Origin of the sequence: Providencia vermicola (assembly GCF_010748935.1) — a bacterium.
In the GTDB taxonomy this organism is placed as follows: domain Bacteria; phylum Pseudomonadota; class Gammaproteobacteria; order Enterobacterales; family Enterobacteriaceae; genus Providencia; species Providencia zhejiangensis.
Genome location: NZ_CP048796.1, coordinates 1961194 through 1975842, shown reverse-complemented (window position 1 = coordinate 1975842; position 14649 = coordinate 1961194). Strand labels below are relative to the sequence as shown.

At 40.0% G+C, this 14649-nt stretch carries 14 protein-coding genes; 7 read left to right on the top strand and 7 right to left on the bottom strand.

Annotation, left to right across the window (positions count from 1 at the left end; genetic code table 11):
• Positions 1–443: 443 nt before the first annotated feature.
• Positions 444–1934, bottom strand: a complete 1491-nt coding sequence (locus G3341_RS08820) for an amino acid permease (RefSeq protein WP_154624241.1) — start codon at positions 1932–1934, stop codon at positions 444–446.
• A 220-nt stretch (positions 1935–2154) separates the two neighbouring features.
• Positions 2155–3018 (bottom strand): DNA-binding transcriptional regulator YeiE, encoded by an 864-nt coding sequence (yieE, locus tag G3341_RS08815; RefSeq protein WP_163861340.1) that lies wholly within the window; start codon positions 3016–3018, stop codon positions 2155–2157.
• 227 nt (positions 3019–3245) lie between these two features.
• Here yieE and G3341_RS08810 point away from each other — a divergent pair, with 227 nt between their 5' ends.
• Together G3341_RS08810 and nfo are read left to right on the top strand one after the other, a co-directional pair.
• Positions 3246–4325, top strand: coding sequence for a YeiH family protein (locus G3341_RS08810; protein WP_163861337.1), 1080 nt, complete (start codon positions 3246–3248; stop codon positions 4323–4325).
• A 105-nt stretch (positions 4326–4430) separates the two neighbouring features.
• The gene (gene nfo / locus G3341_RS08805; protein ID WP_154624865.1) at positions 4431–5273 is read left to right on the top strand and encodes a deoxyribonuclease IV; all 843 of its coding nucleotides are present in this window, start codon (positions 4431–4433) and stop codon (positions 5271–5273) included.
• Between the two features lie 66 nt (positions 5274–5339).
• On the opposite strand, the gene fruK is transcribed toward nfo, so the two are convergent.
• Positions 5340–6275, bottom strand: coding sequence for a 1-phosphofructokinase (fruK, locus tag G3341_RS08800; RefSeq protein WP_154624866.1), 936 nt, complete (start codon positions 6273–6275; stop codon positions 5340–5342).
• A gap of 161 nt (positions 6276–6436) precedes the next feature.
• Here fruK and G3341_RS08795 point away from each other — a divergent pair, with 161 nt between their 5' ends.
• The 3 genes from G3341_RS08795 (at position 6437) to yeiP (ending at position 8987) form a co-directional block, all read left to right on the top strand.
• Positions 6437–6874, top strand: a complete 438-nt coding sequence (locus G3341_RS08795) for a nucleotide triphosphate diphosphatase NUDT15 (protein WP_163861334.1) — start codon at positions 6437–6439, stop codon at positions 6872–6874.
• Positions 6875–7037: 163 nt separating this feature from the next.
• On the top strand, positions 7038–8282 hold the full coding sequence (gene mtr, locus G3341_RS08790; RefSeq protein ID WP_154624868.1) for a tryptophan permease: 1245 nt from the start codon (positions 7038–7040) through the stop codon (positions 8280–8282).
• Between the two features lie 132 nt (positions 8283–8414).
• Positions 8415–8987: an elongation factor P-like protein YeiP gene (yeiP, locus tag G3341_RS08785; RefSeq protein ID WP_154635581.1), complete on the top strand. Its 573-nt coding sequence runs from the start codon at positions 8415–8417 to the stop codon at positions 8985–8987.
• 97 nt (positions 8988–9084) lie between these two features.
• Here yeiP and G3341_RS08780 read toward each other — a convergent pair whose 3' ends face one another.
• Positions 9085–9423 carry a hypothetical protein gene (locus G3341_RS08780; RefSeq protein WP_163861331.1) on the bottom strand — a complete coding sequence of 113 codons (339 nt, stop codon included), beginning with the start codon at positions 9421–9423 and terminating at the stop codon, positions 9085–9087.
• Positions 9424–9741: 318 nt separating this feature from the next.
• On the opposite strand from G3341_RS08780, the gene G3341_RS08775 reads away from it, so the two are divergent.
• Both G3341_RS08775 and mepS read left to right on the top strand, forming a co-directional pair.
• Positions 9742–10365, top strand: coding sequence for a YrbL family protein (locus tag G3341_RS08775; protein WP_154635579.1), 624 nt, complete (start codon positions 9742–9744; stop codon positions 10363–10365).
• Between the two features lie 574 nt (positions 10366–10939).
• Positions 10940–11521 (top strand): bifunctional murein DD-endopeptidase/murein LD-carboxypeptidase, encoded by a 582-nt coding sequence (gene mepS, locus G3341_RS08770; RefSeq protein ID WP_154624342.1) that lies wholly within the window; start codon positions 10940–10942, stop codon positions 11519–11521.
• Positions 11522–11609: 88 nt separating this feature from the next.
• Here the strand turns inward: mepS and G3341_RS08765 are convergent, their stop codons facing one another.
• From G3341_RS08765 to rsuA, 3 genes are all read right to left on the bottom strand, one after another.
• Complete coding sequence (locus G3341_RS08765) at positions 11610–11951, bottom strand: hypothetical protein (protein WP_163861328.1); 342 nt, start codon at positions 11949–11951, stop codon at positions 11610–11612.
• Positions 11952–12631: 680 nt separating this feature from the next.
• Positions 12632–13762 (bottom strand): Bcr/CflA family multidrug efflux MFS transporter, encoded by a 1131-nt coding sequence (locus G3341_RS08760; protein WP_244316511.1) that lies wholly within the window; start codon positions 13760–13762, stop codon positions 12632–12634.
• A 162-nt stretch (positions 13763–13924) separates the two neighbouring features.
• On the bottom strand, positions 13925–14629 hold the full coding sequence (gene rsuA / locus G3341_RS08755; RefSeq protein WP_154622296.1) for a 16S rRNA pseudouridine(516) synthase RsuA: 705 nt from the start codon (positions 14627–14629) through the stop codon (positions 13925–13927).
• Positions 14630–14649 lie beyond the last annotated feature (20 nt).

The following is a 14649-nucleotide window of genomic DNA, read 5'->3' as shown; positions in this document are numbered from 1 at the left end:
TTCACAACGTACCTCTTTATCCCCATTTTTTGTGCCATAACAATAAAGCAAATAAGAATACTTATCAATACGATTGCCAATTTAATTCCATATTGGTATTGAAGTGTGATCTTACACGAACTTTTTGTTAATTAATTGAAAATTAATATTTTCATTTATTAAATAAGAATAAAAAGGACCAAATATTGACTCTATCACCCAAGCACTTAGTGACAATTGGGCAACCCTACTTTCAGTGCCATTAGGCTAAACACCTCTTCCTTGTGCTATCCAAACGACGATGGCTTGTTACTCATTTCACGACGCGTCGTAAGTCAGTCATAAGAACGCGCGTTTTCTTACACCTCAAAAAATGACCATTTGATATCGCTTCTCAAGCTCATAAAAAAAGAGCCAACCTATAACTAGGTTAGCTCTTTCTTTGGCTGCCAACGCAATCTTAATTATTTATTCAAATTTTCGCGATAGCTTGGGAAATCCATGTCTTTATAGCGAATGAATGAGGTTTTCTTGACAATCTTATAACCAAACCAAATTGCTAAGAATAATGGAATACCGATATACGTCGCGGTCACCCCTACCCAATCAATCTTATCTTCTAAAAATGCTTGATAGTTTTGCCCTAACGTAATGATTAAGCAAAGTACGAAAGCAAAAATAGGTCCAATTGGGAAGAAGCCTGAACGGTAAGGCAAATCCTTGAGATCTTTACCTTGCGCAATATAACCTTTACGGAAACGATAATGGCTAATCGCGATCCCCAACCAAGCAATAAATCCTGTCATACCGGAAGTATTCAACAACCACAAATAGACGGTTTGGTTACCAAACATGGAACTTAAGAAACACAAACCAGCAATCACCGTTGTCGCAACTAGGGCATAACGTGGCACGCCGCCTTTTGAAAGGCGAGCAAAAATACGTGGCGCTTTTCCTTCACGCGCTAAGGTATACAGCATACGCGTCGATGCATACATCCCTGAGTTACCCGCCGATAATACCGCAGTCAAAATAACGGCGTTCATTACCGCTGCTGCCGATAGTAACCCTGCATTCTCAAAGACCAATGTGAACGGGCTGACACTAATATCTTTAACATCATTACGCAGTAAGTTTGGATCAGTATAAGGGATAATCAAACTAATGATTAAAATCGCAAAGATATAGAATAGAAGGATACGCCAGAAAACTTTACGCACCGCTTTAGGGATATTTTTCGCGGGATCTTGTGACTCACCTGCTGCAATACCGATCAATTCCGTTCCTTGGAACGAGAAGCCGACGATCATTGCAACACCAATCATCGCAGAGAATCCCCCCGCAAAAGGAGCGTCACCAATTTCCCAATTGTGCCACCCTGCATTTTCAGCGCCGCTCATGATGCCAAAAATCATCAGCACACCAACAACAATGAAAATAATAACCGTGGTAACTTTAATTAAAGAGAACCAATATTCTGCCTCACCGAATCCTTTTACTGAGATATAGTTCAGCAAGAAGATAATGGTTAAGAAGATCGCACTCCAAATCCAACCTGGGGTGTCTGGGAACCAATAGGTCATCACAAGTTGCGCAGCAACCAAGTCAACAGCAATGGTGACAGCCCAGTTATACCAATAGTTCCAGCCTAATGCGAAACCAAATCCTTCATCGACATACTTAGCGCCATAGGTTGCAAAAGAGCCTGAGACTGGCATATAAGCCGCAAGTTCTCCTAAACTGGTCATCAAGAAATAGACCATTAAACCAATAATCGCATAAGAAAGAAGTGCCCCGCCGGGGCCAGCTTGTGCGACGGTCGCACCAGATGCAACGAAAAGGCCTGTACCAATCGAACCACCGATAGCGATCATTGCTAGGTGGCGGGCTTTTAACTCGCGGCGTAATTTTTGAGGTCCGCTACTTTGTACCGTAGTGGTATGTTGTTCTGACATCTGTTCCCTGTATTTCTTTATTTAATCAATATTAAGAGAATTCTAGCAAAACATCCTGTCAGAACTAAGTAACTCTTAGCTGTTATAAGATACCTTCATAATCCACACAGAATTATTAGTAAAACACTTATACTGAATGAAGGTAATCTTTGTTCAAATAGTCATCGCATTAGGCATAACACTGATATAAACCCTATATTTTCATATAATATTCAATATGTTATTTGCAATATGCCAATAGATTTTTTATCGCGTTCGATAAATGCTTCTGACGGTGATAAATCAAATACAGTGTACGTTGCAATTGCAGATCGGCAACTTGTAGCTCAACTAAAGAACCATTTGCCAGTTGTTCATCGATAACACGCCTTGATAAACAGCTAATTCCCATACCAAAACGTACAGCATGCTTAATCGCTTCGGAATTTCCGAGTTCCATGAAAATATGAAAACCAGGGAGATGAGCAAACAAAAGCTGGTCAAGGACATCACGCGTTCCAGAACCCCGTTCACGCAATACCCAAGGGGCATCACGCAACTCTTTTAATGTTAACGGTTTGCCAGCTAAAGCGTTATTTGGTGCAGCAAAGATAACTAGCTCATCTTTTAGCCATGGCTCTGTGATTAATTCTGGGCTATGGCATACCCCTTCAATTAACCCGACATCGGCACGAAATTCCATTACCGATTTGATAACTTCTTCCGTGTTACTAATGTTCAGCTCGAGTGGGATGGTGGGGTGCTCATGACGATACTCTGCCAACAAAGGCGGTAGCATATAGTTGCCGATAGTGGTACTGGCGGCAAGGCGCACAGCCCCCATCTCTTTTTTAAAGAGTTGCTCAACTTCAAGGGCTTGTTCAAGTAATGCTAGCGCTTTTGGATACAATAACCGCCCATGCTCATTCGTTACAAGACGTTTACCAACACGATCAAAAAGTTGCACTCCGAGTTGCCCTTCCAGATCAGTTAAAGAAGCACTCACTGCTGATTGTGACAAAGCGAGTAACTGAGATGCCTGCGTGGTGGAGCCACTTTTCAGTACTTCCGTAAATACTTCGAGTTGCCTAAGTGTTATTCGCATACAGGTAGCTCCCACATTGTTCACTTGAGTTTGTAATAATATTGTTAATATTAATGATTTATTACCAACTTACCAGAAGAAACTTATAACCTGTTTTTTAGATTGATTATATACAAACAATCAATTTAAATTATTAAAAGTTTTGTTATATGCTTATTCCAAAATTATCTATACCCATAATTAGCAGCTTTTGTTAATGGGTATCAGTAGTAACAGAAGGTAAAGTTATGGATAAAAGCAATACAAAAACATTAGTACAGAGCACAAGTCATCCCGCTCTCAAGCTAATTCCAGGTGTTATTTTAGCGGGGATCTTAACCGCTCTTTCGATGTTTCTTGGTGAACAGCAATGGTTTATTGATGTGGGTTTAGGGGCGCTAACTCTCGCAATCCTCTTAGGTATTATTGTGGGTAACACCGTTTACCCTGTGATGAGTGCGCGTTGTGATAACGGTATAAAGTTTGCCAAACACTATTTTTTACGAGCCGGTATCATACTGTATGGCTTTCGCTTAACTTTTCAACAAATCACCGATGTGGGTGCCACAGGGCTACTCATTGATGCTTTAACGCTTACCTCCACTTTCCTCTTGGCTTTCTGGTTAGGTAAAAAAGTCTTTGGGCTCGATGATGAAACGACCTTTTTAATCGGTGCGGGGAGTAGTATCTGCGGGGCTGCGGCGGTAATGGCGACAGAGCCTGTCGTAAAGGCTTCTGCGAGTAAAGTTGCCGTTGCAGTGTCTACCGTGGTCATTTTCGGTACTATTGCGATTTTTGTATACCCATGGCTTTATCAGCTTAACGCACATTTCGGTTGGTTTACCCAAACACAAGATACTTTTGGCATTTATGTAGGCTCAACAGTCCATGAAGTCGCTCAAGTGGTTGCTATCGGCCATACTATCGGTCCTGATGCTGAAAATGCTTCCGTCATTACAAAAATGATTCGTGTCATGATGTTAGCGCCTTTCTTAATTCTTTTATCCGCCTATTTAAGCCGTCGTTCAATCGTCACTAACAGTGAAAATACACAAAAAAGCAAAATTACTATTCCTTGGTTTGCGGTGATTTTTATCTTAGTGGCTGCATTTAATTCCTTTGATTTATTACCTACAGTCATCGTGAAACACATTATTACTTTAGATACTGTATTATTAGCAATGGCAATGGTAGCACTCGGCCTCACCACACACGTTAGCGCAATACGTCAAGCAGGTATTAAACCTTTATTAATGGCGCTGATCCTATTTGCATGGTTGATTGTTGGTGGCGTCATCATCAACGCGATTATCCAAATGATACTTTAATTACCTTCCCATCTCTTCTCTAAAGGCCGCTATTTATGCGGCCTTGTTTGTTCATTTCATTTATTCCCCTATTAATGGCATACTTCCTTAAAAAAGGAGTCAATAATGAAATATATTGGAGCACATGTCAGCGCCTCCGGAGGTGTTGATCAAGCCGTCATTCGCGCCCATGAAATTAACGCCACGGCATTTGCGTTATTCACAAAGAATCAGCGCCAGTGGAAAGCCCCTCCACTGACCGAAGAAATCATTGAAAAGTTTAAAGCTAACTGCACCAAATATGGCTATGGTAAGCATCAAATCTTACCTCATGACAGTTACTTAATTAATCTAGGTCATCCAGAAGTCGAAGCCTTAGAAAAATCACGCGCTGCCTTTATTGATGAAATGCAACGCTGTGAGCAGTTGGGCATTGATTTACTCAATTTTCACCCAGGTAGCCATCTCAAAAAAATTGAAGTTGATGATTGTTTGGCACGTATTGCGGAATCCATCAACATCGCATTAAATGAAACGCAAGGTGTTATCGCTGTTATTGAAAACACCGCGGGCCAAGGCTCAAACTTAGGTTATCGTTTTGAGCATTTAGCAAAAATTATTGAAGATGTGGATGATAAAAGCCGCGTTGGCGTTTGTATTGACACTTGCCATGCCTTTGCCGCTGGTTACGACTTACGTACGGAAGACGCTTGCGAAGACACCTTTCAACAGTTTTCAGACATTGTCGGGTTTCAATACCTTAAAGGCATGCATCTCAATGATGCAAAAAGTGAATTTGCCAGCCGAGTCGATCGCCACCACAGTTTAGGTGAAGGCAACATTGGCTATACCCCTTTTAGTTATATTATGAAAGACCCACGTTTTGATGGCATTCCTCTGATTTTGGAAACCATTAATCCTGATATTTGGCCTCAAGAGATTGCGTGGTTGAAGTCACAGCAAAACTAATCAATAGAATCAAGGCGGTAAATTTCCTTAACCGCCTTGAAATTATGCATCTTGTAATGGGGTTATTTACAAAGACTCCATTTCAATTTTTGCCATCATATCCGCAAGTTTATTACGATTTTTTAAGCCAACATCCGGTTGTGAGACCGATAGTGCTGAAATTGCCGTTGCCATACGGAGTGTGTGTGCGCTCGACTCACCATTTAACAATCCATACGCTAGACCCGCTACCATCGAGTCACCAGCACCAACGGTACTGACAACTTCACAATGTGGTGGCTTAGCCAACCAAGAGCCTGAGGCATTGACCCATAACGCGCCTTCTTCACCTAACGATATCACCACATGAGAGATGCCTTTATCGCGAAGTTCATGTGCCGCTTCAATGACATCTTTCAGATCGGGTAACTTGCGCCCAACCCACATTTCCAATTCATGGCGATTGGGTTTCACTAACCATGGCGATGCTTTCAAACCCGCTTTTAATGCTTCACGGCTGCTATCAAAAATAATACACGGGCACAATTGACGCAGTCGGCTCATCCAGCGAGTGAATTCCTCAGCTTCAATACCATTCGGTAAGCTTCCACTGACCACCACCATATCAAAATGGCCTAACCAATTGAGTGATTCCGTTGAGAAACGATTCCAGTCTTCTTTACTAACATCAAAACCAGAAAAATTAAAATCGGTCGATTCACCGTTATTTTCCGTCAATTTAACGTTAATTCTTGTCCTACCTGGCACCATATGAAAACGGTTTGCCATTCCGTTATCACTGAAAAAATGTTGGAACTCTTCTTGGTTATCTTTTCCCATAAAACCACTTACGGTGATATCGATTCCAAGGTCTCGTAAAACTTTTGCGACGTTAACCCCTTTGCCTCCTGCATTGAGGCTAGCTGTTTTCACTAAGTTGACTTCACCGACTTCGATTGATGGGCACAGCCCAACAAGATCATAAGCAGGATTTAATGTAATTGTAGCAACCCGGCGAGTCATAACCTCGAATCTCCCTTATCGTTATTGTCGTATACATGCTAACCATAGTTATACCATTAAAACACAATGGCTTCAGTGATATTTGTAGTTTTTCCTGATTGTTTTTCTAGACTAAACTGGCAATATTAGCCGGCTTAAAATAAAGAATATAAGGAGAACTCATGTCTATTGTTGATGGTGTTGTCGTTGGTGTGGGAGTCATTATCACGAATCAACAAGGCCAAATTTTAATGGGGAAACGCAGCAGCCAACACGCACCGTACTGGTCTATTTTCGGTGGGCACGTCGATGCGGGTGAATCATTCGAGGCATGTGCTATTCGTGAAATAAAAGAGGAAATTGGTATTGATATTACTACCCCAACTGTTTTTGGTATTAGTAATAATGTGAATACCTATCAACAGGAAGGCAAACATACCGTTTCTATTTGTATGCATGTTGAATACAACGGTGACGTAGAGCCGCAAATTATGGAGGCTGATAAGTGTGAAAGCCTAATGTGGGTTGCGCCTAATGAGTTGCCTGAACCACACTTTGAAGCTAGCCGCAATGCTATCGACCTATGGTTGAACCAACAATTTTATCACCATCCCGCTTAAGGCTTCCTTTTGTGCAAATGGCATTGCGTCATTTGTACAATAATCATCCAACTCATTATAATTACTCTTAATTTTTTACATTTGTCCGTTAATTATTATTTACATCAACACACACCGTCTGTATCATTAAGCTAGTACAAAGAAACATTAATCGGGAGTTCCCATGTCTGTTGATACAACAAAAACAATCAAACAGCCCTCCATCTTAGGTGGCGCAATGATTATCGCGGGTACAGCCGTTGGCGCTGGTATGTTTTCAATCCCCATGGTGACCTCTGGTGTTTGGTTTACAGGCTCTATCGTGCTTTTAATCTATACCTTTGTTTGCATGCTGCTTTCAGGGTTAATGATTTTAGAAGCCAATATGAATTACCCTGCTGGTGCCAGCTTTCATACTATGGTCAAAGATTTATTAGGACCGATATGGAACTCACTTAATGGTCTATCCATTACTTTCGTGCTGTATATTTTGACTTATGCTTATATATCCGCGGGAAGCTCCATTATTTCTGAGAACTTATCTAGTTACATGGCGGTTCCTCAAGCCGTTTCTGGGTTGTTCTTTGCGCTTCTGGTCGCTTTCTTTGTTTGGTTATCGACACGTGCCGTTGACCGTTTAAGCACGATTTTAATCGGCGGTATGGTCATCACCTTTGTGATGTCTATTGGTGGCATGGTCACAACAGCATCCCCTTCAATTCTACTCAACCAAGTCGATCAAGGTAATGCCCACTATTTACCGTATGCACTCGCTGCATTACCTTACTTATTAACGTCATTTGGTTATCACGGTAATGTTCCAGGTCTAGTTAAGTATTACAATAAAGATAGTCGTTCTGTTGTACGTAGTCTTGTGTATGGCGCTATTATTACTGTTGCGATTTATATCCTGTGGCAGTATGCGGTTCAAGGTAACATCCCACGCTCCGCGTTTATTCAAATTCGTGAAGAAGGCAATAACATTGGTGCATTATTGAAACAAATGAATGCATCGACGAATAGCGATTTCATTTCCCAATTTTTGACGCTATTTTCCTATATGGCATTGGCAAGTTCATTTTTAGGTGTATCACTTGGTTTATTTGATTTTATTGCTGACTTCTTTAAATTTAATGACAGCAAACAAGGTCGCTTTAAATCTGCCCTAATCACATTTTTGCCACCAACTGTCTTTGCACTCGTTTTCCCTAATGGTTTTATCTACGCGATTGGTTTTGCTGGTCTTGCCGCGACAATTTGGGCTGTCATCGTACCTGCATTAATGGCTAAAGCGAGTCGTAAACGTTTTCCAAACAACAGCTATCAGGCTCCTGGTGGTATCAGTATTATTCTGTTTGTCATTCTATTCGGTGTCATTAATGCTGTAGCACACATACTTTCCTTATTTGGGTTACTCCCAGTCTATTAATTGAACATCCCTCCCCAGCTAAGTCGCTGGGGAGATTTTTTTGCTGAAAAATGTGTTTACTATCTTGCCTAATCGCCTATCTGCGAGTAATTTTGTCGCACTCTTTTATGAAGACAATCAAGAAGGTTATATATGGCAAAGGCCAATGAAATCAAACGCGGTTTTGCAGTGAATTACAATGGCAAACTGTTGTTGGTTAAAGACATTGATATTCAAGCGCCAAGCGCTCGTGGTGCCAGCACTTTATACAAAATGCGCTTTACTGACATTAAAACAGGGCAAAAAGTCGAAGAGCGTTTTAAAGGTGATGATATTTTAGAGACTATCTCACTCACTCGCCGAGCTGTTAGTTTCTCTTATATCGATGGTGATGAATATGTCTTTATGGACAATGAAGACTATACGCCTTATCTATTTAAACGTGCGGATATTGAAGAGGAATTATTGTTTATTCCTGAAGAAGGCCTACCTGGCATGCAAGTGCTAACAATGGATGGTCAAGTCCTTGCACTCGAATTACCTCAAACTGTCGATATGGTCATCGTAGAAACCACTCCCGCCATTAAAGGGGCTTCTGCGAGCGCACGTACAAAGCCTGCAACAATGGCTACCGGTTTAACGGTTCAAGTTCCTGAATACCTCACCAGCGGCGAAAAAATTCGTATCCATATTCCTGAGCGTCGTTATATGGGTCGCTGCGATTAATTGTTGTTATCACCTATGGGCGGACGCCCATAGGGCTTTCGAACTTTATACAATTTGAATTCGCTTTGCTGCTTTAAATCATATGACTCTTTTCAAATCAGTTATATATCAGTGTATACACACCCAGAGTCTGTGCTTTATCTATCCATTTAAAGCTTTGAGTCCCTTTGTTATTTGGCAGCTCTTGAGTGCCTTTTTTTAAGGTCTTTAGGGAGATTTGCGTTGTCACGGGCTTACCGCTATCGTTCCAGCAAGTGGTTTGAACATTTTCCTGATATGTCCCGATTTGACATGGCGATGCAACGATAGCCCCCGTAAATGTAATCGTGCCACTACCGATTACTGTTTTTTCTTTCGCTTGTGCTATTGGTGAATAGTTAATGACTGTGATTGCCAATATTGCTGCTATGGAAATTTTATTGACTATAAGTTTCATAAAAAGCATCCATTAAAAATTAAGTTATCGTCATTTGTAATAAATTATTTATATTTAAATTGTTTTTTATTTTTATCACTGAATGACGAGATTCTAATTTGAATGAATGAAATGATATTTAACTGATAGCCGTAGTTTTTTATTTTTCTTTAACTCTAAGAAATAAAATATAATAAGATAGCCTGATCACAAAATAACAAGCGATCACACAGATTGCCACTTTCCTTCTTTCTTATCCATTAAAATTAGCCTGTTTATTTTTATAAATAAGGCAACAGCCTTGGTCGACCTAATTCACATTCACTTAATGGCTATAATATGAAGACATTACTTGCAAAGCCTATCGTACTTAGTCCATCGCAATTGATTGCCAGTGGACGGCAACGAGCGTGTTATCATCATCCTGAACGTGAGGATTTATGCGTAAAAGTGCATCATGCAGATAGAGATGATAAAGAGACGATACGCGAAATAAAATATTACAAACGGATTTATCGAAATAAATCGTCGTCAGAGACAATCTCCGATTATTATGGTACTCAGGAAACAAACATGGGGACGGGTTATGTATTTCAGTTAATTAAAGATAAAACAGGGGCTGTATCTAATACACTTGATTATTTTTTTAAAAATAAAAACTATTTTTTAAAACATCAAAAAAATATGCGAATTGCGTATGATATTTTTAAAAAAACGATATTTAAAGACGCCATAGTGACAATGGCATTAAAGCCTTACAATATTGTCTACCAATTAGGCTATAAGCCTCATGGTCAATTTGTGATCATTGATAACCTCGGCAGTGCAAATTTAATTCCCGTCGATTATTTTTCGTCAACGCTAGCGCGAACAACACTCTCTCGCCGATTTGCTGATTTTGAACGACGAATATATAACGAATACCATATTAAACTCGCCAACATGCAGATACTAACTCGCTAACTTGGTATGCCTACAGTATAGTGATGGTTAACGATAATGAGTTTGCCATCACTATTTAAGTTGGTCAGCTTAAGTAAATTTAAACTTCTTTACATTTAAGAGTGTCTTAATCCTTAATAATTGCAGCAAGCCAGCTTAAAATGTGATCTAGATCGTTATTTTTGTTATATTCTTTGTTCACTTAACAGTTAAAGTTCTATTTTTTTAACAAAAAGCCGCCAAAACCCTTACTCTATTCGTATTTAATATAATGTTTTGTAAATTACCCCCTTATTAACTCGCCATTTCAGTTCTGTTTATGTATGCTCTCTATGTTTGGCGAAATAAGTATGCAACTGCCAAATTTTAACGATGAGTGTCTGCCTAGCTGGCTGTTATTGTGTTTACATATCACACATCTTCTTCTACGGCGTGCAGTTTATTTACATTCATATACAAAGTTTAGTTGTTCTGTATTAAACACTTTCTGTGAAAAGCTAGTGTTGCATTTGATAAAATGCGTTTTTCACAGGGATAAGTTTACGTTTATTGTGTGGAAAAACACAAAACAAAATGGCAAGGGATATCGAGAATAATGGCAACATCTGAAAAATTTAAGCGCAACATTTTGCGCATTATACCAGCAATCGCGATTGCCGCGGCACTTTCAGCTTGTACTACCCCTAATTCTTCAAAGAATGCTCAACGTACTCCCCACTCTGAACCTCGCATGTTAAATGGTTCTTCTGACTCTTTAGCGATGGCTTCGCAAGATGAGTTTGAACAACTCGTCCAGAGCGTCGATACCAAATCGAAAATTATGGACCAATACGCTAACTGGAAAGGGGTCAGCTATCGCCTAGGCGGTACAACAAAGAGTGGTATTGATTGTTCAAGTTTTGTTCAGCGCACCTTTATCGAACAATTCGGTGTTGCTTTGCCTCGCACCACCTCGGAACAAGAGTCTTCAGGACAGAGCGTCAAACGCAATAATTTAAAAGCAGGTGACTTAGTTTTATTTAAAACAGGTCGTCGCATGAAACACGTTGGCATTTATATCGGCGATAATAAATTTGTTCACGCTTCTACCAGTAGCGGTGTTATCGTTTCTGAAATGACCAATGAGTATTGGAGCAAAAGATACTACGCGGGCCGTCGTGTTATTAATGGCTCATAAGCTGTAAAATCTCATTAATCTCTTGCCAATAAAAAAGCTTCCAAGTTTAAAAACTGGAAGCTTTTTTATTGTATTCAATACGGTTTTATTAAGACGAATAGAAACCTGATCCAAGCTCGGCAATAGCAACGCCATCGGCCTTTAAGCGACACATTGCCGCAAGCTCATCATTTGCATGAATAAAGAGGCAAACTTCTTTTTGCCACTCTAAAATTGCACTTTCAATTTGCAATTCAGACAATGATTCTGATAACTGCTTCATTGCGATGCAATCTGTCGCACAGTCATGACTGAGTAATTTCAGCCCCACAAGTTTATCGCTACCAAAATCATCTGTAGGTACCACTTCAACATCAGTCCCTATTTTTCCAGATAACCAGCGGTAGCTTTGCGGCAGCCTGTGCACTACCGAAAGACCTGATTTTTCCACAACAAATTCCTATTGCTACCTAACCATCATATTATTTGCTGAACGAGATCCATTTACCTAATCAACGCTGAGTAGAGTTTTTTCCATAAATCCCCCCTACTCCTAAGCAATTTGATTCTCCCTCCTCTAAGTTAATCCTTAGAGCTCAGTAAACTTCATCAAACCTCGTTCAAACCGAATTCGCTACAACTCACAAAAGTAACGTGTTTGTTAAATTATCATACCTAAATATAACATTAATTATTGCTCGTGTCGTTAAATTTTTGTGACACAAATCCTTGCATACGAATTTTTTTACCCAGAATGTTAAACTTTAAATTTTTTTTACTATTGAAATTCAACATTAAGACTAACTATTAGCCATTTTTTTTACATAACTAAACGGAGGTTAATAATAAACTGAGTTATTTTGAATAAAAATCATCATCTCAACCAATTTTTCACTTAACTCCAATCAGCTTAGTTTAATACATAAATTTAACAAACGTTAATCAAATGATAGTTGACCCAGATCATTTTTATACAGAAATTCTAATTTTACTGAGGATGAATTCGGTTTTATCGAGTAGTTAATTTTTACTTAACACTATTCAAATAAATATGGTGACTAACTGAAATTAATGCAGGTAAGCGGCTTAAAACAACAGAAGCCGCTTGACATGATAGAAACTGATCGTCGTTTATTTTTTAGCGCGTTTAGCTAATAAAACAAATAACATAGAAAAGGCAACACAAGCGACCATCGAGCTAACCATCGGCCACGCGGATTTAGCCGGAATCAACGATATCAATGAGCCAATTAACGCCGCAATCGAAAAGCGAATCGTTCCCGCTAATGAAGATACGGTTCCTGCAATATGTGGGTAGTTATCCAAAATCACCGCCATCGCATTAGACGTGATCATCGCAATGCCACTGACATAGACAGCAACACCAAGCACTAAAGCCCAGAAACCGACATCAAGTGCTGTTGTGGCTAATAACCAAATACCCATGGTAAATTGCACAATAATTCCAAGGTAGAGCATATGCTCCGCACCAAAGCGTCTTACATAACGGCTATTTAAGGTTGTCATTAAAAATAAGAAAACAATATTAATACCAAAAAAGTAACCGAAATCTTGAGGAGATACACCGTTAAGCTCAATATAGACAAATGGCCCTGCATTCAAGAATGAAAACATGCCTGAAAATGAAAATGAACTTGCGAGGATATAAAATAGAACCTGCTTTGCACGAAACAAGGTCGCAAATTGTTTTAAGGTATTACCTAAATGGAATGGCTGACGTTTCTCAACAGGCAACGTTTCACGTATAAATAAGCTAACTAGAATAACAGCCAAAACAGCAGCAATCGCAATACTCCAGAAAATAGCGTGCCATGAGAACCACCGCATCATTTCTCCGCCGAGAATTGGCGCAAGTAAAGGCGCAATCGTCATCACTAACACGACAAAAGACATACTTCGCGAAAATTCATCGCGTGTAAACATATCTCTCATTAATGCGTTAATCACAACACTCGCTGCCGCTGCCGCAAAACCATGTAGGAATCTAAACAGAATGAGTGAATCGATGGATTCAGAAAGTGCACAAGCTGCCGATGCGATAGCAAATACAATAACACCACCTAAAATGACAGGCTTACGTCCTAGGCTATCCGCCATTGGTCCATAAAACAGTTGCCCTATCGCAAAGCCAAATATATAGCTATTTAGCGTCATTTGGATGCGCCCTTCATCGACATTGAAGTACTCACCCATAGCTAAGAAACTCGGTAGGTACATATCAATGGCCAAAGGCATAAGCATCGATAATAAACCTAATATTAATATCAATCCTAAGTAGGATGATGTCTGCTGTTGCACTCTTTTAAACTCCTATCTCGTTCCGCTTAAGGCGCACGAGCCAATGACACAGTAAGCGTATATAAACTGCGCATGACTAAACTTCTTTTGTATTACGTTTGGTATTTAGCGCGGAACTGTCACGCTATTAATTTCATCTTCTGTCAGCACTCGATATTCACCCGGTGCCAACTCAGCATCTAGCCATATATCACCAATACGTTCGCGATGTAGGCCACAAACATGATTTCCAACAGCCGCAAACATCCTTTTGACTTGATGATAGCGACCTTCACTGATCGTCAATAAGACTTCTTTGGGCGTGATTATTTCTAATTGTGCAGGTTTAGTTGGATATTTTTCACCATTAAGCATGACGCCTTCAGCAAAGCGCTGTGCGACATCATCGGCAATATCGTGTTCTAATTCGACCCGATAGGTCTTTTCACAATGATGTTTAGGTGACGTTATACGATGCGACCATTGACCATCATCCGTTAATAGCACAAGCCCTGTTGTATCGATATCAAGGCGTCCTGCCGAATGCAGCTTATCGGCTAACGGTTCATCAATAAAATAGAGAATAGTCGGGTGTGTCGGGTCGTCAGTTGAACAGACGTAGCCTTCAGGCTTATGCAGCATAAAATAACGAGGACCTGTAACATGGACTAAAACACTGCCTTCATAAGCAACCGATTGTTCAGGGCTAATCTGTAGCGCACCTGATTTAACAATTTCATCGTCGACAGTGACTTTTCCTGCACGTAGCTCGCGAGTTACCAGACTCCGACTAATCCCTAATTGCTGGGACAAAAACTTATCCAGTCGCATAAATTCTCTTAATTTGATGG